Annotated in this window: 12 protein-coding genes; 11 read left to right on the top strand and 1 reads right to left on the bottom strand. The window is 47.6% G+C overall.

What is annotated here, in order from left to right:
* Positions 1-10 precede the first annotated feature (10 nt).
* The 8 genes from IR195_RS13605 (at position 11) to IR195_RS13570 (ending at position 14,371) form a co-directional block, all read left to right on the top strand.
* Entirely contained in the window at positions 11-1,783 is a 1,773-nt protein-coding gene (locus IR195_RS13605; protein WP_206047829.1) for an FkbM family methyltransferase, read from the top strand.
* A gap of 26 nt (positions 1,784-1,809) precedes the next feature.
* Positions 1,810-2,175 carry a hypothetical protein gene (locus IR195_RS13600; protein WP_206047828.1) on the top strand — a complete coding sequence of 122 codons (366 nt, stop codon included), beginning with the start codon at positions 1,810-1,812 and terminating at the stop codon, positions 2,173-2,175.
* A gap of 472 nt (positions 2,176-2,647) precedes the next feature.
* Positions 2,648-3,610 carry a sulfotransferase family 2 domain-containing protein gene (locus IR195_RS13595; protein WP_206047827.1) on the top strand — a complete coding sequence of 321 codons (963 nt, stop codon included), beginning with the start codon at positions 2,648-2,650 and terminating at the stop codon, positions 3,608-3,610.
* 154 nt (positions 3,611-3,764) lie between these two features.
* The gene (locus IR195_RS13590) at positions 3,765-9,032 is read left to right on the top strand and encodes a glycosyltransferase (RefSeq protein WP_206047826.1); all 5,268 of its coding nucleotides are present in this window, start codon (positions 3,765-3,767) and stop codon (positions 9,030-9,032) included.
* A gap of 51 nt (positions 9,033-9,083) precedes the next feature.
* Positions 9,084-11,288: a hypothetical protein gene (locus IR195_RS13585; RefSeq protein WP_206047825.1), complete on the top strand. Its 2,205-nt coding sequence runs from the start codon at positions 9,084-9,086 to the stop codon at positions 11,286-11,288.
* A 109-nt stretch (positions 11,289-11,397) separates the two neighbouring features.
* Complete coding sequence (locus tag IR195_RS13580; RefSeq protein ID WP_206047824.1) at positions 11,398-13,002, top strand: aldolase catalytic domain-containing protein; 1,605 nt, start codon at positions 11,398-11,400, stop codon at positions 13,000-13,002.
* Positions 12,999-13,691, top strand: a complete 693-nt coding sequence (locus tag IR195_RS13575; RefSeq protein WP_206047823.1) for an acylneuraminate cytidylyltransferase family protein — start codon at positions 12,999-13,001, stop codon at positions 13,689-13,691. The genes IR195_RS13580 and IR195_RS13575 overlap by 4 nt, the downstream gene beginning before the upstream one ends.
* Positions 13,688-14,371, top strand: coding sequence for an HAD family hydrolase (locus tag IR195_RS13570; RefSeq protein ID WP_206047822.1), 684 nt, complete (start codon positions 13,688-13,690; stop codon positions 14,369-14,371). The genes IR195_RS13575 and IR195_RS13570 overlap by 4 nt, the downstream gene beginning before the upstream one ends.
* Before the next feature lie 551 nt (positions 14,372-14,922).
* Here IR195_RS13570 and IR195_RS13565 read toward each other — a convergent pair.
* The gene (locus tag IR195_RS13565; RefSeq protein WP_206047821.1) at positions 14,923-16,650 is read right to left on the bottom strand and encodes an SLC13 family permease; all 1,728 of its coding nucleotides are present in this window, start codon (positions 16,648-16,650) and stop codon (positions 14,923-14,925) included.
* A 140-nt stretch (positions 16,651-16,790) separates the two neighbouring features.
* On the opposite strand from IR195_RS13565, the gene IR195_RS13560 reads away from it, so the two are divergent.
* The 3 genes from IR195_RS13560 (at position 16,791) to cysN (ending at position 20,535) form a co-directional block, all read left to right on the top strand.
* Positions 16,791-17,600: a helix-turn-helix domain-containing protein gene (locus IR195_RS13560; RefSeq protein WP_206047820.1), complete on the top strand. Its 810-nt coding sequence runs from the start codon at positions 16,791-16,793 to the stop codon at positions 17,598-17,600.
* Positions 17,601-17,728: 128 nt separating this feature from the next.
* On the top strand, positions 17,729-18,631 hold the full coding sequence (cysD, locus tag IR195_RS13555) for a sulfate adenylyltransferase subunit CysD (protein WP_206047819.1): 903 nt from the start codon (positions 17,729-17,731) through the stop codon (positions 18,629-18,631).
* Positions 18,631-20,535 (top strand): sulfate adenylyltransferase subunit CysN, encoded by a 1,905-nt coding sequence (cysN, locus tag IR195_RS13550; RefSeq protein ID WP_206047818.1) that lies wholly within the window; start codon positions 18,631-18,633, stop codon positions 20,533-20,535. The genes cysD and cysN overlap by 1 nt, the downstream gene beginning before the upstream one ends.
* Positions 20,536-20,544 lie beyond the last annotated feature (9 nt).

The following is a 20,544-nucleotide window of genomic DNA, read 5'->3' as shown; positions in this document are numbered from 1 at the left end:
AGAGTTTCTTATGGATTGCTTTCTTTATACAGCCGCTTCAATAAGTCGGAATAAAATAACTGCTGAACATGAACCAGTACAGCCGTTTTTTTTTCTATCATTTCTTGAATTTGCAAATGTTGAAGTAGTCCTAGATATTGGAGCTAACGTTGGTCTCTATAGTTTAGCCTCTACTATCCCAAAGAATGTTCGATGTGTATATTCTTTTGAGCCTGATGAAGCTTCGTATCGTGAACTTGAAAAGAATATAGCCCTGAATTGTTTGTCTAGTGTCATTTTGCCGTTTCAATTTGCAATTTCTAATTCAAATGGAAATTTATCTTTTGGAACATTTTCTCCTATGTCCGGGGTAAATAGCGTCATCAATACATCCATTCATAATTCAGCTGTTTTTTCTGAAATTAGTGATGTGCCTGCAATCACACTTGACGAAATCGAAGGCATTAGTGGCAAAGTTTTAGGCATTAAGATTGATGTAGAAGGGCATGAGCTTGAAGTTATTGATGGTGCTAAGAACTTGCTTGTTAGCAGTCCTACAGTTATTCAAATTGAGCATTATGTTGGCAGCTGTATTGATGAGACTCTTAGAAAAATAGGTTATTTTTGTTTTCTCATTGCTGGCCATGATCACTATTTTACCAATATTCGTAATTTTACCAATCCTTTGTTCGTTAAGCGTGCGGTTGACTATGCTTCTACATGGTTTATTGAAACCAATGCAGGACGATGGCCTAATTTAAGCACTATTAAAAATAGCCTATCATTATCGTGTTCTTTCGTGGACGAAGAAATTCATGCACAAGCATCTTTAGTAGATGGATTTTTCTCTGATCCAGAGTTTGCATTTTATCTTATTGTCAACGGCGAGAAAGTTGATGAGCAATGGTACCGACCTATTGCTTATGCTATTTTTAATGCTCCTGACTATGCTGACTCGATCGAGTTAAAAGCTTTTGCTCGCGAAAAAAATTCTCTTGAAAAGAAAGTCATGGTTGGGAGCTTCCTCAAACAGCCTGCTATTGGTTACCGGGCAGAATCTGCAGTAGGTGAATCTTTGGGTTTGCCAAGCGTGTATTCTTCAATAGTTCATCGTCTAGGTAGAGCAGAGTTCGATTATCCAGCTCTTAATCATGCGCCACTGTTGGATTCGATTACAAGCGAAATTCCTGAACATTTGATTGTGGTTGGTGATAGCTCTGATTTTGAGGTGTTTGTTAATCTTTACAAAAAAAAATTAAGCCGTTTAAGCGTTTTTTGTTTGCCCTGTAAAACTGCTTTTAATAATGAAGAAGGAAAACAGGTTGGTTTTTTTGAAGTGCAGTCCATCTATAAAAATATAACTGTTTACAGTCCTTCCTCTGCTATTGAGTTTATTAATAACATTAATTTTTTATTATCAAGATTAAATTCTGCATGTCATTTTTTAATTCGCGGACAGTTTTTATCTGATCTTGGTGTTGATATTGATGAAATGATGCTTTCTTTTTCTAATTTTCCTTCAGGAAGTAAGATTTACACTGAAGGGCTATCTAATGCTTCATATAAATGTAAAGTGTTGGAGTTTTCGGATAAATATGATTTGGCTGTGGAGTGGCTTTATTCTCGTTCTGAAATAATTTCTCCTGAAGAAATTAATAATAGTTATGAAAATATTTCTATGCCGATTTTGTTCCAGAATGAAAAACTGTCTTTTAATGATATGCTGGATTTTTCATCTACTTCGTTGCTGGAAGAAAATTGTGTACATACCCTTGGTTTAGATTTTTCACTGCCAGAAGATTAAAGTTATGGGCTGAGTGCCGAAGGATCGTGGCGGCTGTAACCAATGACTTTCCAGAGATAGTCGTATACCCAGGTGTCTTTCATCATGAAGTGACTGCATTGGGTTTGTTGTATTCGCTTGACTCTTTAACAGGTTATGCCACTGATTGTGCTAGCTTTCATAATGGTACCCATGAAACCTACCTGAATAATCTAGAAATGAGTCAGGCGAAGTGTTGTATGCCGAATATTGTCTGTGAAAGCTGTCGTGCGCTTACCAGTTATTTACCTTCTCGTTTACGGCCTCGTCCACATGATGTGGAAAATTTAGCAAGTTTGAAGCGCTGGCTTGAAATTTGTGATTACTGGGCTTGGTTTTATCTGGGGCCAGAATATGTTCCGGAAATGCTGTAAGCATGTGGCTACTTTTTTGGCTTAGCCAACTACTTGGTCATTGACCGACCTCATTGTTCTTCAGAATAAAACTGAACCGATAGCTATTAAAGATGGTCAGGATAACAAGCCAGATTTTGCGTTGTGCCTCCTTTGAGTAGAGAGGCCTGCCTCTCTGTCATTCCCGCGTGCCCTTAGCGGGAATCCATGTTGGTTTCCGTGATCGGGCCTCAGTGGGTAAGGTCAAGGTGGATTCCCGATAACCCCATTCGGGAATGACGGATCTGGGGCGGCTTCGGGAATGACGAGGCTGGGGTGAGGCCTCTGCGGGTAAGGTCAAATTGGATTCCCGATAACCCCATTCGGGAGTGACAGGTTTGGGGCGGCTTCGGGAATGACGGGGCTGGGACTGGTTCGGGAATGACGGGCATGGGGTGGCTTCGGGAATTGGTGCGGTTAGTAGTTCATTTACGAAATAACAGAGATGTAATTAATGCCATTTTTTTTTCTACATATACCTAAAACTGCCGGGACAAGCTTTCGACTGGGCGCGGAAGCATACTTTTCGAAAGAACGAATTGTTTATGACTATGGTGCAAATTCTAAAACCACGTCTCCGCTTGTCAAAGAGTCTTTGCATGTCGATCAGCCAGATTTTTGGCAGTTCAAGAAAGCCTTCTTAGCGAATAACCCCGCCATGATCTGTGGGCATGTGCCTGTCGCTCGGTTCGTTTCTTTAATCGGCGTGGGTCGTACGATTACCTTTCTGCGCGAACCGCTGCAGCGAATTGCGTCTGAATATGGCCATTTTGTCAGAAACATGGATTACAAAGGGAGCTTCAAAGAGTTTTACTCATCTCCAGCGATGATTAATCGTCAGCGCCGAGCTCTGAGTGGAGTGAATTTTGAAGCGATTGGGTTCCTGGGGTTAACCGAGCGTTACACGGAAAGCTTGGAAATATTTAATGATAGCTTTGCCACCGATATTGCTGAGCGTAAAGACAATCTAGGTAAGCGTATTCCGCTGGCTGAACATAAGCTAGATCAAGACGACATTGATGAACTCACGCGGCTGAATAAGCAAGATATTGTGCTTTATAAGCACGCATGTGCATTATTTGACGCGCGCTATGCCATGTTTAAATTGAACCAGCCGTGGGCGCATGCGCGTCTTGTCGAAGCTAATACAAAACGCATCAGCGGTTGGGCGTGGTGGGCGAATGGAAGTGAGGAGCCAGTAGATATTGAACTGTGGGTGAAGGGCGAGCATACCACCACTCTGCGTGCAGTCGAGATGCGCAAGGAGTTGTGTCGCTTGCTGCCTCCCCGTGGAGGATACGTGGGTTTTCACCTACCCGTTAAGCTATTGCCAGGCGATACGGTGCAATGCCGGGTTGCTGCAACAGGGCAGTGGTTTCCGCTCAAGCCGCAACGCGTTACGGAGCCCGCTAGCTGAACTTATTGTTGCTCCGTGTCGTCGAACGATCATGAATATCCGCCCGCTTGCGTGCGGGCTTTCCTTTCTCTGCGTATGATGTGGCAGCGCCTAGCAATTCAGCTTATTGCTTTGTTGTTGTTAATAAATTTTCACTTTACCGGCCAGGTATTGCATGGATGACCTGATTAAGCACGCGGAACAAATTGCGTCGCAACCTCTGACTTCTGTTTTTCAACCCATTGCTAAGCGTGTGGCCTATGTGGTTAGCCACGGCCAAAGTTACGCGAATAACGGCTACGCGATTCGCACCCAAGGGGTTGCGGAAGCACTGAATCAGCAAGGGCTGGAAGTGCTATGTTTCTTGCGCCCAGGGCGCCCGTGGGAATTTCACTCTGAGAGTGATATGGCCCCTGAAGTGATCGTCAATGGCGTTAAGTATATTCACTCGCGGTGGCCTTATCGTGTGGTGCCTCAAGGGGCGCGTGCTAATTTTAATGCCAGTGTTGAGCGCTTTATTGAGCTTTTTCGGGTGTACCGTCCTTCTGTGGTGTTGGCCGCCTCTAACTGGATTGTTGCGCTACCTGCCTGGGTGGCAGCCAAACGGTTGGGTCTGCCATTTTGTAACGAAGTCCGAGGTTTTTGGGAGCTTTCCAAAGATGCCCGTGAGCCAGGGTATGCCTATACGGAAAGCTTTAAGGAAGAAGCTGGGCGAGATAGTTTTGTTGCGCGGAAGGCTAATCAAGTCTTTACGCTGAATGACCCGATGAAGGCTGAGCTGGTGAAGCGTGGTGTGCAGCCCGAGCGTATTAGCATTGTGCCAAATGGCATTCGCGAACTGCCTGATCTAAAGCCTACTGACCCGCGATTGCAGCAACGTTTGGGGATTCAGGCAGCCGACCATGTGATTGGCTATATCGGTAGCTTCAATGCTTATGAAGGGCTGGATGTACTTCTGCAAGCCTGTGAGATATTGGTCAAGAAAGGTGTCAGTCTTAAATTGCTGCTGGTGGGGGATGACCAGCCGCTAACCCATGTAATGAGTACCCATGAGCATGATGCTGACAGGCCTTGGTTAATTCAGGTAGGGCGTGTTCCCCATCAGCAGGTGGCTGATTATTATGCGCTGATTGATTGTGTTGCCATTCCCCGTAAGAACTATCCGGTATGCCGGTTGGTGCCGCCTATTAAAGCGGCGGAAGCGCTGGCCTACGGCAAGCGGTTGGTGATGTCGAAGCTTCCGGCATTGCAGAGTGCTTGCCCGGTGGTCAAAGGCGTTAGCTTTGCTGAAGCTGATAATGCTGAATTGCTAGCGGCAGCCTTGGAATGCTCACTGGAAGAGCCATCACCTGAGGTGCAGGAAAGGGCTTCCCTTCAAGTACTAAACCGCAATGTGTTGACGTTTAGCCGCTTGACTCAAGGAATGGCGGAGGCACTGGAAAACATTAGCCAGGAAAGCGTTCGTCAGAAACTTATAGAGCTTGATAAACCGGCTTTATGCAGTGTTCAGCAAAGTGCTGATGCCTTTGCTCAGGTCGATTACCCCACTGCCAGCCGTTGGTTCTATAAAGAAGGCCGCCTGACCGATACACTGAAAGCGTTGCAAAATCTGCAGGCGCGGGGTGTGAAGTTCGATAAACCCAAACGCGACTTTGAAGCTTTTGTGGCGGGCTTGGCGCGCTTGAAAGGGGGCGTAATGTTGCCTCCTCGCCAGCCCAATGCTGGGCTGATGAGCCGCCGTCAGCGTGTCTTATATTGCTTGCATCAGTCGGTTCCCCATGCCACTAACGGCTATTCGACCCGCTCGCACGGTATTGCGGTGGGCTTGCAAGAGTCTGGCTGGAACGTGCGTGCGACGACGCGTCCTGGCTTTCCGTGGGATAGCGGCGCTAAAGGATTGCCGCGTGGTTACTATGAAGCCACTGTTGATGGCGTGGCCTATGGGGCGTGCGCCGGCTGGAATATTGCCAAAACGCCGCTGGATTTCTACCTAGCCGAAGCTGCTGATCACTACCTGCGTGAAGCGCAAACCAGTGGTGCGGAAATCATCGTAGCAGCCTCTAACCATATTACTGCACTGCCTGCCTTAATGGCGGCGCGCCGCCTGGGCTTGCCGTTTGTGTACGAAGTGCGCGGCTTGTGGGAAGTTACACAAGCATCGACCCAGCCTGAATGGGCTGGCTCTGAGCGTTACCAACTCATGCGCGAACTGGAGCAGCAGGCTGCGCTTGAAGCGGATCTTGTCATTACTCTGACCGAAGAGCTGGCTGACGAACTAGCCAGTTGGGGTGTCGCTCGTGAGCGCATTACGGTTGTGCCTAACGCGGTGAATGCTGAACGCTTTACCCCCAGGCCCGCCGATATTGATGTGGCGCGCCAATTAGCGCTACCTGAGGGCGTACCGGTTATCGGTTATGCGGGCAGTGCTGTCGCCTATGAGGGGCTGGAACTGCTGCTGGAAGCGTTAGCCAAACTGAAGGCTCGGGGGCAGGCGTTTGTCTTTGTGCTGGTAGGCGATGGCAAGGTAATTGATACCGTTAAAGCCACCGCCAAAACGTTAGGCATTGAACAGAACTGCCGCTTTACTGGTCGGGTAGCGTTTGAACAGGTGCCCGGTTATTTATCGTGTATGGATATTATGCCGATACCGCGGCTTTCCTCAGCCGTTACTGAAATGGTATCGGCACTCAAACCACTTGAAGCTATGGCGATGGGTAAGGCGGTAGTGCTTTCCGATGTGTCGCCCCATCAGGTAATGGCAGGCTCAGGTGGCGAACGTGCGCGGTTGTTTGAAAAAGACAACGCGGCGGCATTAAGTGATGCCATAGAAGCGCTAATCAATAATCCCGCAGAGCGTGAACGTTTGGGCAAGGCGGCTCGAGCCTGGATTGACCGCGAGCGGACTTGGAATCACGTGACTAGTATTTATGCGCGTAGCTTGCAGCAGTTGCGTGAGTCGCTGGCTTCATACCAGCAGGCGCAAGAGCCCGAAGCTAAAACCCTTGCTCAACTTACCTTGGGGTTGATAGGCGATACCTTTACTACTGACACGCTAGCAAGTGCTGTTAATGTCGTGCCGCTTTCGCCGGATAACTGGCGAGAGCAGATTGCAGAACAACCGATCGATGCGCTGTTTGTGGAATCCGCTTGGAAGGGCAATGACTGGCAGTGGTTCCGCCAAGTAGGGCATTACAGCGACCATGAGTTTGCCGCGCTCGATGCCTTATTGGCGCATTGTCGCCGCAAGGGGATCCCGTCTCTGTTCTGGAACAAGGAAGACCCAGTCCACTTTAACCGCTTCCGCTCGACCGCCGCTAAGTGTGACCATGTATTCACGACGGATAGTCGTCGAATAGTGCCTTACCTGTCCACGCCCGGGGTGCTCTCTCAAACCGCAAGCAGCGCGCCGTTCTACGCCTCACCGAAGATCCATAACCTGCTGCCGTCTAGCCGTGAATGGCAGCCAACGGCCGCTTATGGCGGTACCTATTATGGTAAGCGCTACCCCGAGCGCACCGAATACATGGACAAGATCATGAGTGCCGCGGCTCCCTTGGGCCTAACGCTTTATGATCGTCAGCATGATGACCCCGCATCGCCCTACAAATACCCCGGCGGCTTGGGTAGCTATGTGGCAGGTAGCCTCAGCTATGAAGAGATGATCCAGGCCTACAAGGCTCATCCGGTGCAAATTAACGTCAACTCGGTGCTGGACTCCCCAACGATGTTTTCGCGTCGTGTTGTGGAAACCGCGGCCTGCGGCTCGCCGATGATTTCTGGCCCAGCCCTTGGTATGAACCGTTATTTGGAAGGAGCGGGCCATGTGGTTCGCACCGAAAGCGATGCTGCCCAGGCGCTTGAAAACCTAATGCATTTCCCGGCGTACCGCTGGCGCGTGGCGTTACAAGGCGCACGCGCAGTTATGCGTGCCCATACCACCGAGCTTCGTCTGACCCAAATGCTGCGCACTGCCGGTATGGTTATCCAAGCCCCTGAACCACCGGCGTACTCTATTTATACGTTTGAAATGACTCCTGCTAGCGCGCAGCGTGTACTAGCGCAAACGGTTCGCCCGGCATGTATTGTGAGTCACGAATGGCAGGCAGGTACCCGTGCCCAGCTCGAAGCAGAGGGTATTCGTTGTGCAACGCCAGATGGCGAACGTGCGGCGGCGGGAACGCTTTGGTTATTAGCTAATCCGCGTGCCTTGGAAGGGTTGGAAGCGGAAGACCTTGAAGACTTGATCTGGCCAACCTTTTACGCCCCCCATAAGCGCATTGCTTTCAACCGGCATGCAGTGCTTGAAGAGGGCGACTGGCCGGGCGTGGCGGTGGAAAACCCTTCTATCGATACGACATTGCAGCTACTGCGCCCAGATACGGAAATGGCGCTTTCCCAGCTTCAGAAATGGGTGTCGCGTAAGCCGACCTTGACGCTTCGCAAACCCCCTCAGGTGCATGCCCAGGCTCCCAATGTACCGCCCAAGAAAACCGTTGTGATCGCAGGGCATGATCTCAAGTTTATTAAACCGTTTTATCCCTACTTCACGAAAGCAGGGATGCGCCTATTGCTAGATTTCTGGACCGGTCATAACCAGCATAACGAAACGGCTAGTAAGCGCTTGGTGCGCCAAGCCGATACTGTGTTCTGTGAGTGGACCCTGGGTAACGCTATTTGGTATGCCAAGCACAAAGCTGAAGGGCAAAAACTGATAGGGCGGCTACATCTGCAGGAAATCGATAACGTTCTGTTCCCCAAGATTCCTTTTGAGGCTTTTGATTCGGTGATGTTTGTGGGGCCACACATCCTGCGGCAGGCGATTGCCAAGAACCCTGCACTTAAGCGAAATGGTATTGTAGTTTATAACGGCGTAGACGTTGAAGGCCTGCAATCAGTCCCACGCAAGGTCACTAATGGGAAAGTACTTGGCTTTGTGGGAATAGTACCGCAGCGTAAACGCTTTGATCTTGCGCTGGATATTCTCCGTGAACTTCGTAAAGAAGATGTGGGTTATACGTTACGGATTAAAGGTAAGCGTCCAGAGGAGTATCCCTGGATGGCTAAACGCCCCGAGGAAATGGCTTGGTACGAAGTACAATATCGCCGTTTAGAAGAAGATCCTTTGCTGAAGGGGGCAGTGATCTTCGACCCCCATGGAAACGATATGCCTGAATGGTACGCTGGTATAAATTTTGCGCTTTCCACCAGCGACTTTGAAAGCTTTCATTTTACAATTGCCGATGGTGCCGCTGCAGGTTGTACGCCGATCATTCTACCGTGGGATGGTGCGGATGAGATTTACCCGAAAGAGTGGGTTTATGCGGATACCAAAGCAGCAGTTGAGGGCATAAAGTCTGGATGTGGTGATCAAGAAAGTATTAAAGGTGTAGCCAGGGAGATGTTTAATATTGATATGATTGCTAAAAATTTCACAAGGTTGTAGTTGTTTTTGTTTTATTTAAAGATGTTTTTATGAGTTAAGGGGGCGGCTTGGGTGAGCTATAATATTGAAAGTTACCGTTATGCAGGTATGTATGATATTGATAGTTTGGAAGTTTCTGAAGATGGGCTGTATCAGATAGATTTTGATAAGTATTCTATTGATATTTTTTGTGAAAAATTTTCGTTAATTGAAAAGTCAGACAAGGTCCTTTTTTTCTTTTCTGGGGCCGTGCCTGAAAGAGAAAATAAAGTGGCGCCCTTTTTTTCAGGGCGTTCAATTTCTAAACAATTCAATATGCCTGTTGTTTGTATATCGGATCCAGCATTTAATATCTGTGAAAGTTTGACGCTTGCGTGGTATTCAGGAGGTGATAAGCTGCCGAAATTGCAGGAGAATATTTGTAGTTTGATTCGAAGAATTTCAGAATTATATAATATCGAACCAGTTTTGATAGGTGGCTCCGGTGGTGGATTTGCAGCGCTTTTACAGAGTGGCAAGCTAAGCCAGCTTGATATAATTAATTCTTGTGTTATATGGAACCCTCAAACTGATATTGTAAAATATTCTTACAGATTTGTGAGAGCGTATTATGATGAGCTTTTTTTGAGTGATCAAGATTCTATTTATGGCTACTTTTCACCACCAAAGAATAGTGCTGATATCTCTGATCGATTAAGTAAACGTGGGATAATTAATTCCCTCCTTTTATTTGATTATCGTAAGAGTAGGGTTTTGTATTTGCAAAATAAAAAAGATCATCATTATGAAGTTCATGCTCGACCATTTATTGATAAGTTAGAGCTGAAGAGTACAAGCTCAAAAGGAAGGGTTTTTTCGAAAGGTAATATTTCATTAGTTCTTGGGGACTGGGGTGAAGGGCACTCTCCTCCTCCAGGCGCTACTATAGCTAACAGTATAAAAAATATGTGTGGCTTTGGGAGAAGGGAGGTTGAAGAAGAAGTTGATCTTTTTGGTGGTTATGAAAATATAATAAAAGCCCATCTTGGAAGCGATGGTTTTATTAAGTTCACTGTATGTACTTACGGAAAGCCGCCCGCTAGCTTAGATGGAGCGAGTTATGCTTTTTACTCATACGTTGACGGAGTGCTGAAGAAAAAAAGATTTTATAAGAAAGGTAATAATCAGTCCATAGAAGCACCTAAAGACGATTTTTCATCTAAATTAGTAATGGGTGTTTTTTGTAGAAATTCTCCTGGTGCAGAAGTTGCTAGGACTAAAGTTGAGGTGGGAAAAGCGCTTGGGACTATTTATAAAGGCCATGTCTATGTACTGGTGAATAGGGCTTTTCGCAGAAGTAGTATTTCAGTTTTAGTAGATGGTTTTAATGAGATTTTGCTTGAAAAGGTGGCAAGCAGTGAGGCTAGCGATGCTTTTCCTGTAAAGGACGGTAGCGTCTATAAATCTATAGCTCCTGTTGTTCCTAATGAGAAAATAGAGTTGTTTGTGAAGTATAAAGGAGCTCAGAAAATGGTAGTTCCTTGGTCGTACTTGAAGTACGATCTAAGCAAACTTGTTACAGTAAGTGACAGTGATTTTAGGCAGAGGTTTACATTTAATTCAGGTAGGCATGCTAGCCCAGAAGTGGCGCTTATAATAGCAAAAAATAATCTCTCAAACGATGCTTGCAATGATTTTATCAAAATAAATTCAGGCGTTGTTTTTATCTATAAGTCCATTGAGACTCTTTCTCGTCAAGGCAGGGGAGATTTAAGTAGCCTGTATTTTCAGCTATTGGATATTTGTCACAATTTGCCAGAGGCAGATGGAGCTAGAAAAGATCCAGTACATCTTGTCTACTCCTTAAAAACAGCTTTTTTTCATTTTTTGATTACGGAGATGGAATGGGAAAAGGCAGTTTTAGTCGCCAGTGAAATGCTGATGTTATATAGGAGTAGCAAGTTCAAAAACTACCATTCTGTCAATCTCTTTAAAGTTTTTGGTCTTGCTTGGCTGTTAACACGTGTGCTTGGCGAATTTGATAATGAATTTTTTGAGTCAGCTGAAAATGTTGTTTGTAAAGCATTGAGGAGCATAGAGTTAAATGAAAAAGGATGGCTTTATTCTGAAGCGGATGGTTTAGTTAGTTCGTTAAAGGAAATGAGACTAATGAGGTCTGGTGTTGAGTCCTTCTCAGAAACATCGCTAAAGAGGCTTGTTGAACAACTTTCTAGAGTGCGTGGGAATGCAATAGAAGAAACTTCTAATGAGATATTTAAAGCCTTTGAAATAGTGTGATTTTGTAGTTTATATAAGTGGTTTTGGTTTGTTGGCTGTTAATGATAATTTTATTTTGGATTTCAACTTTTTAAGTGTTCAGCCCTAATGTGAAAACTAATGGTGATTTATGATTTTTTTAGACTGCACGCTCCGCGACGGCGGCTACTATAATGCCTGGGACTTCTCCCATGTATTAATTCACGATTATCTTAACGCTATGCAAGCTTCAGGTGTGGATATTGTAGAGCTGGGGCTTCGATCACTAAAAAACCAGAGTTTCCAAGGCCCTTGCGCGTTTACTACTGATGAATTTATTCGGGGGTTAACTATCCCCAGTGAATTAACCGTAGGTGTGATGATCAATGGCAGCGAACTGGTGGGGGAAGTGCCTCTGGTAGAAGCGCTAGAACTGCTTTTCCCTAATGATGCAGGCAATTCACCCGTAGAACTAGTGCGAATCGCTTGCCATGTTCAAGAGTTCGTGGCGGCACTGCCTGCAGTCACTTGGCTGAAAGAACGAGGCTTTAAAGTCGGCTTTAATTTAATGCAGGTGGCTGATCGTACTGAAGAAGAAATTAAGTCACTTGCTCGTATTGCGAAAGCCTACCCGCTGGATGCACTTTATTTTGCCGATAGCATGGGCAGCATGAATCCAGATCAAGCCGCGCAGATCATTCAGTGGTTTCGCAGTGAGTGGAAGGGGGCGATGGGTATACATACCCACGACAATCTTGGTCTGGCGCTCTCTAATACACTGCGCGCTCTGGATGAGGGCGTGACATGGGTAGACTCTACTGTCACAGGTATGGGCCGCGGGCCTGGCAATGCTCGCACTGAAGAGTTGGCTATTGAACTTGCCGAGCGGCGCGGTAAACCAGCCAATATGGTGCCGCTGATGGCTCTATTGCGGAAACACTTTAAGCCCATGCAGGCTCAATACGGCTGGGGTACTAACCCCTATTATTATTTGGCGGGCAAGTACGGCATTCATCCTACTTACATCCAAGAGATGCTTAGCGACTCCCGTTATGATGAAGAGGATGTGCTGGCCGTTATTGAGCACCTGCGGGTAGAGGGTGGAACCAAGTTCAGTTTCAACACGCTGGATGCAGCTCGTCACTTTTATCGTGGCGAAGCGCAAGGCACGTGGTCACCAAAGGAAATGTTCAAAGGCCGCAAAGTACTGCTATTGGGCACTGGTCCGGGAGTTGCTCGCCACCGCGACGCACTGGAGCGCTATATCCGTATTCATAAGCCGCTGGTGCTAGCGCTTAATACCCAGAGTGCCATCGAAGCCAAGTTGATTGACTTGCGTGTAGCCTGTCACCCAGTGCGATTGTTAGCGGATTGTGATGAGCATACTAAACTACCGCAGCCGCTGATTACCCCGTACTCCATGTTACCAGCGGACGTGCAAAATTCACTGGCTAATAAAGAAGTGTTAGATTTTGGCCTTAATGTTCAAGCGGGTTCTTTCGAATTTGCGGAGACACACTGCATGGCTCCAACATCCCTTGTTATGGCATATGCTTTCGCGATTGCCGCGAGTGGCGAGTGCAGTACGCTTTATCTAGCCGGATTTGACGGCTATCCCGGAGAGGACCCGCGTAATATTGAAATGAACCGCGTAGTCACGCAGTTCAAAGATGCAAATGGTATTTTACCTCTTATTGCCATTACACCATCGCGTTATGATGTTGTTAAACAAAGTGTTTACGGGATGGTCCCATGAAGGAAAAAGTAACCTGTTTTTTACCTTGCCGTGCTGGTAGTCAGCGAGTGGTAAGGAAAAATATCAAGCCCTTTGCTGGTTATGAGCATGGCCTGATTCAAATCAAGCTCCGCCAGCTGCTTGCAACGGAAAGGGTCGACGAAGTCGTCTTGACCACAAACGATGCTGATATTCTGGCCTATGCAGAATCACTGGATAGCCCTCGTCTGCGCTTACATCACCGTATTGAGGAGTTATCGTCAAGCGCTACAAGTACGGATCAATTGGTTGCTCATGCGCTCGAGCTTATTCCGGAGGGGCACATTCTTTGGACTCATGTGACTTCACCTTTCGTTACCTCGCAGCACTACGATCAAATGATTCACACCTATTTTGATCAGCGCAAAAAAGGCTACGACTCACTTATGAGCACTACTTCTATTCATGGGTTCCTTTGGCAGGATGAGCGTCCGATGAACTACGACCGCTCTATCGAGAAATGGCCACGGACACAGACGCTTAAACCTGTGCATGAAGTGAACAGTGGTGCTTTTTTGGCATCGGCGGCTCTTTACCGCGAACTTGATGACCGCATCGGGAAGCACCCTTATCTCTATGAAATGGATAAATTCATTAGCTTTGATATTGATTGGCCTGAAGATTTTGTAATCGCCGAGTGTTTGGTGGAGAAAGGGCTGGTGGGGTTATGAGCCAAACGTTACATGTGTCGGATTACGCCACCCTTGTCTTTGACTGTGACGGTGTGGTGCTGGATTCCAACAAGATCAAGACAGATGCTTTTTATCAAGCCAGCTTGCCATATGGTCAGGCTGCGGCGGAGGCCATGGTGGAGTATCATGTTGCTAATGGCGGGGTATCACGCTATAAGAAATTTGCCTATTTTCTAAAGCAAATTGCTCCTGCACAAGCTACATCGTTACTGGATCTAGACCTAGAGGCGATGCTGCAAGCTTACGCCAGCCATGTGCGGGAAGGGTTGCTGAATTGTGAAATAGCGCCCGGCCTGGAATCGCTTCGCAAAAAGACCCCGGGTGCTCGCTGGTTGATCGTTTCCGGTGGTGATCAGACCGAACTGAGGGACGTGTTTGCTCAGCGAGGTATTGCTGAGTGGTTTGATGGCAATATCTTCGGTAGCCCAGATACCAAAGACGAAATTCTTGCCCGTGAGTTGGCCTCCGGCAATATTCAGCACCCCGCGCTGTTTCTTGGTGATAGTAAGTATGACTACCAAGCAGCAAGTACTGCGGGGTTAGACTTCGTATTTTTAAGCAATTGGAGTGAAGTCGATCAATGGAATGAATGGGTTTTAGCTAACCGATTGGTGCAAATGAGTAGTGTACAGTCATTACTTGATAGTTATAGCTGTTAGAGAAAACTTAGAGAAACGATTAAAGGGGCTTGGTTATTTTTAGATATGCCCCGTCCTGCCTCCTCCCTTTTGTTGGGTTTTTTTATGTCATTTTTTTGATGACCGTACTGTCAGGACTTTCTTTAATTTTATGAGAAAATCTGTTGTTATTAATTATTATACATATGATTGTGCTTATAAATCTAGCAGATACCAAGAGGTGATTAGGGATCTTCTAATGTTTATTTGGACATAAATATTGTGGTTAGTATTATTTTGAATGAGATCTACGTCTAAGAGTGCGGGTTAATGCTAGGGTGGTGCTTAGTAGGTTTTATTTTGAAGTTGCGGTTTTTTAAATTATTGTGTCGGTAAGTGTGATCTCAACTAAAAATGTTTGAAGTGAGTGATTGGTTTTTCTTAAAATTGATGTGTTGGATGCTGTTAAATATAAGTAAGGCTGGGTCTGTAGGTGCTTTTTAAAAAATAAGCTTAAGGCAGTTGGCAGAGCTAGCTTAATAGACTTGCTGTTGATAAATTTAGCAGGCAAGGCTGTAGATAGGCTCCCATGGCTAAAAAGGAAACACCATCGGGGTAATCACTAAGACTGCGGCAGAGTAAGTAATACTGACAGGTAAACCAATCTTGAAGAAATCAGTAGCCTTATAGCGCCCCGGTGAATACACCATCAAGTGGGTTTGATAGCCAAAGGGAATTAAAAAGCAGGCGCTGGCACCGTAGGCAACCGCCATCACAAATGGTAAGGGGTCGGCACCAAAGGCTTGGGCGGTGCTCCAGGCAATAGGGAAGGCTAGGGCGGCAGCGGCGTTATTGGTGACGGTTTCGGTTAGCAGTAGGGTTAGTAGGTAGCAGCCAATAAAGGCAGCGTAAATGCCGTAACCGCTAAACATCCACTGCATTCCCCCTGCCAGAACGGCGGCAGCTCCTGAGTTTTCTAGCGCTTGGGCTATCCCTAAGGCAGAACCAATGATCAGCCAAAGTTCAAACGGAAAGCGGCGGCGTAATTCCGCCAAGCTAATTACTTTTAGTAGCAATAAGCCGCCCAGCAACAGTAGCAAGCCATGAAACAGCGGCAGCAGGTTGGCCGTCGCCAGTGCGATAACCGCTGCAAACCCACCTAGCGTCATGATGCTCTCTTTTCGCGTGAGCTGTGGGCGAGTGAAACTGCCGCTAAGTAGATGAAAGTTGCGGTCTATGTTGCGGTGTTGGCGAAAGTCAGCGCTCACAGCCAGGAGCAAGCAGTCGCCCACTCGCAGGGGGATTTTACCAAGCTGCCCCTCTAAGCGTTTTCCGCCCCGGCGTATGCCGACAACTCCGGCGCTAAACATACTTCGGAAATCAACGTCTTGCAGTGTTTTGCTGGAGAGTTCTGATTCGTGTGAAATAACCACTTCTACCAAATTAGTGGCGAGTAGGTTATTGACTTGATGGCCAAATAGATTGAGCCCGGGAAAGCGCTGTAGCGCCTGAACTTTGCTTACTTCTCCAGTAAACACGAGTGTATCCGCCGCTTGAAGGCGCTCATCTGGCGCAACGGGGCTGATTAGGCGGCCTTGGCGTTCAATTTCTAATAGATACAATCCGTTTAGGCTTCTTAAGCCGTTTTCTTCAATACTCTTGCCAATCATCGGTGAATCGGCTTCTACATCGGCTGCGAGAAAGTAAGAGAGCTTTTCGTCGGTGTCTTCCAGGCGATGGTGAGGTAAGGCATTCGCCCGCCATAGCAGTATGCATAGCGTAATTAATGCAACAGGTACCCCCACTAAGCTGAATTGAAACATGCCTAGTTCATTACCGCTGGCGCTGAGGTTAAATGAGTTCACCACTAAATTGGTGGATGTGCCTACCAGCGTAGTGATGCCTCCTAAAATTGAGGCGTAGGAGAGTGGAATTAATAGCCGTGAAGGTGCAATACGTTGCTGGCGTGAGATAGCCCCTAAAAAGGCCGCTACGACCGCGGTGTTGTTCAAAAATGCAGAAAGCACCGCGGTGCTGCCCATCAGCCGGGCTGTGGCTAAGCGGGGATGGCCTTTAAGTAAGTGACAGGAAAGCCAGTCCAGTAGCGGCGAGCGCTCTAAGGCAAGCGATACCAACAGCAGTAAGAGTAGTGTGGCTAAGGCGGGGTTGGTGTACTGCATGAGCAACGTGCTGGTATCAACAAACCCACAAAGCATAAACAGTCCCGCAAGCGTGACGAAGGCAATCGCAGGCTTCACTTTTCCACTGATTAACACCATCAGCAATACAGCAATTGATAACAAAACGGCCCATGGGGTCATGTTAATCCTTACAAAACATACTTCACGTTAGAAATTTGCTGGATTCTACGCGGGCTTTTATGATGGCGTCTAATAATTGCCAACGATGGCGTTATGTACTGTAGGTAAATTGATTTTTAATCAAAGGTTTGTGATTAATATTGGCCATTAAACATTTATCGCCTGAATTGCTAAATGAACGCCGTAAACAGGCGGTTAAGCTTCGTTTAGACGGCCATACCGTTGCGGTCGCCAGCCAGCAAACAGGGCTTTCCGCGCCAACCGTTTCGGCGGCTTGGAAGGCTTTCCGTGAAGGTGGGTGGGCGGCGGTACCCGTCAAGCCTCGTGGGCGTTTAAAAGGTCAAGCTAACGTTCTTGGGGCAGATGTTCAGGCGCTTTTGTGGCAGGCACTTTACCAAGAACCACAAAATAGTTTATTGCCCCCTTTATTGCACGCAGTGCCCGGCTGGGGAAGTGCCGACTTAGCCGAGTGGCTGAGTACGCACCACGGCGTTGTGCTATCTCAGCGGGCGATTGAACATTGGTGGGAAGCGCAAGGATTAAAGCATAAGCCTTGGAAACTTACGTGCTTAACAAATAGCCGCTTAGCAACACAGCGTTCCCAAGAAGGGCGTTGGTTTCGCAGCGCGGTGGCTCCCGTTTTTACCAAGTTGAAAGATGCGGACCAACGTTGGCAAGGTGGTGTGCGGCGAGTGGCTCATTCATCTGGTGGCGTATATCAGATTTATTTGCATGGCCCCAGGGGGCGGTTATTAATGCGTTGCTTTAAAAAGCCGCCTGAAGCGCAAGACTACCTCGCGGTATTTGATGCATTAAATTCATCCGGTGCTGCTGCGCTGGTCTTTCATGGGGCTCTGTTTTCAGCAAGCCCGGAAGTGACTGACTGGTTAGCGCGGCAGCCTGCGTTTTGGCTAGTGCCAGTGCCTGCTGATTTTACGCTTCCCATATAGGGCTGTATTAATCGGGCTGTGTTAATCGGGCTGCGTTGGTTGGGTAAATTGCTGAAGTTAAAGGTTTTTAGTCAGCGTCTCGAGTGACCACTTGAGAACAATTTTTTCATATAACATTGGGATAGATGATGACATCACTCACCCATTTACAGCGACTGGAAGCAGAAAGCATCCAGATCATGCGCGAAGTGGTCGCCGAGGCTGAAAATCCAGTCATGCTGTATTCCGTCGGTAAAGATTCTGCGGTGATGCTGCACTTGGCTCGTAAAGCGTTTGCGCCTGGGCCACCGCCGTTCCCACTCTTACATGTGGACACGCGTTGGAAGTTTCGGGCGATGTATGAATTTCGCGATAAAATGGCCGAAGAGACCGGCATGGATCTTCTGGTGCATATCAATCCGGAAGGGATAGAGAAAGACATCAACCCGTTTACCCACGGCTCGGCGATTCACACTGATGTGATGAAAACCGAAGGCTTGAAGCAGGCGCTTGATAAGTATGGGTTCGATGCGGCCTTTGGTGGTGCTCGTCGTGATGAAGAGAAGTCTCGTGCCAAAGAGCGGGTGTTCTCTTTCCGTACTGCTCAGCACCGTTGGGACCCGAAAAATCAGCGTCCTGAGCTGTGGAAGCTATACAACACGCGTAAGAACCCTAAAGAGTCTATTCGTGTGTTCCCCATCTCTAATTGGACCGAGCTGGATATCTGGCAGTATATCCATCTGCAGAATATTCCCATTGTGCCGCTTTACTACTCGGCAGAGCGCCCGGTGGTTGAGCGCGATGGCGCCTTGATCATGGTCGACGATGAGCGCATGCCGCTGGAGCCGGGCGAAGTGCCGATGATGCGTAAGGTTCGTTTCCGTACGCTTGGCTGCTACCCCCTAACAGGGGCGGTGGAGTCTGAAGCCGATACGCTTCCGGCCATCATTCAAGAAATGCTGTTGACCAAGACGTCAGAACGCCAGGGGCGTGTGATTGATCACGATAGCGCTGCTTCCATGGAGAAGAAAAAGCAAGAGGGTTACTTCTAATGTCGCACTCATCTGAACTCATTGCCGAAGACATCGAAGGTTACCTGAAGGCCCACGAGCATAAAGGCCTGCTGCGTTTTATTACCTGTGGCAGCGTTGATGACGGTAAAAGCACCCTGATTGGCCGCTTGCTGTTTGAATCTAAACTGCTCTTTGAAGATCAGTTGGCTGCTATTGAAGCTGATTCGAAGAAGTTCGGTACGCAAGGCGGCGATATGGATTTCGCTCTGCTGGTTGATGGCTTGGCAGCAGAGCGCGAGCAAGGCATCACTATCGATGTCGCGTATCGCTTTTTTTCCACCGAAAAGCGCAAGTTTATCGTTGCTGATACGCCTGGGCACGAGCAGTACACCCGTAACATGGTGACCGGTGCTTCCACGGCCGACGCTGCTATTTTGATGGTTGATGCACGCCACGGAATTTTGACGCAGACGCGCCGCCACAGCTTTTTAATGTCTTTGATGGGCATGCGGCATGTCGTCGTTGCCATCAATAAAATGGACTTGGTGGATTACTCTAAAACGCGTTTCGACCAAATCGTTGAAGAGTATCGTACGTTTGCCAAACAGCTCGGTTTGGAAAACATTACGTTTATCCCTATGTCGGCGTTGAAAGGCGATAACGTTATTGAGCCAAGCCCGCACATGCCTTGGTATCACGGCACTACGCTGATGGGCTATTTGGAAACCGTAGAGCTAGATGCCGAGCATTTGCAGCGCGCTCCCTTCCGGATGCCTGTGCAGTGGGTGAACCGTCCTAACCTGGATTTCCGTGGTTTTTCTGGAATGGTAGCCAGCGGTGTTGTTCGCCCTGGTGACCAGATTCGTGTTCAGCCTTCTGGTAAAACGAGCGCGGTGTCACGCATTTATACCTTTGATGGTGACTTGGACGAAGCGGTGGCAGGCCAATCGGTAACACTGCTGCTGGAAGATGAAATTGATATCTCTCGGGGCGACGTCATCTCCGGGGTAGAGCAGCCCGCTCATACGGCTGATCAGTTCGAAACAACGTTGGTGTGGATGCATGAGGCACCGCTACTGCCGGGTCGCCCCTACCTAATGAAGCTAGGCACCCAGCTGGTGTCAGCGACCGTTACCAATATTAAATATCAGGTTAACGTTAATACGCTGGAGCATACGGCTGGCAAGCAGCTTGATTTAAATGGCATTGGTGTCTGCACGATTAGCCTCAACCGTGCGGTTGCTTTTGATGCATATCAAGATAATCACGATACCGGTGGCTTCATCCTGATTGACCGTATGACGAACAATACGGTGGGTGCAGGTATGCTGCATTTTGCCCTTCGACGTAGCCAGAATATTCATATGCAACATGTGGATATTGATAAACAGGCACGTGCGTTGGCGAAGAGCCAAAAGCCGGCGGTTCTATGGTTTACAGGCCTTTCGGGTGCTGGCAAATCGACGATTGCTAATCTAGTCGAGAAGAAGTTATTTACCCAGGGCCAGCATACCTACTTACTGGACGGCGATAACGTGCGTCATGGTTTAAACCGTGACTTAGGCTTTACCGATGCTGATCGCGTTGAAAACGTGCGTCGCGTAGCGGAAACCGCCAAGTTGATGGTTGATGCTGGGTTGATCGTTATGTCTGCGTTTATTTCACCTTTCCGCAGCGAGCGTCAATTAGCACGTGATTTACTGGAAGCAGGTGAGTTCATCGAGATTTTTGTAGATGCGCCGCTTGATGTAGTGGAGGCTCGGGATCCTAAAGGGCTTTATAAAAAGGCTCGTCGTGGTGAGCTGAAAAACTTCACCGGCATTGATTCAACGTATGAAGCACCTGAGTCGCCAGATATTCATCTGAAAACCTCAGAGATGAGCGCTGAGGAAGCGGCCGATAGTGTGATTAAGGCACTGCGTGAGCTTGGTTTGATTAGCTGATCTCCACTT

It is taken from the genome of Vreelandella venusta (assembly GCF_015689495.1).
Lineage (GTDB): Bacteria > Pseudomonadota > Gammaproteobacteria > Pseudomonadales > Halomonadaceae > Vreelandella > Vreelandella venusta.
The sequence above is the reverse complement of the archived record's forward strand: the minus strand, read 5'-3'. Positions and strand labels throughout refer to the sequence as shown.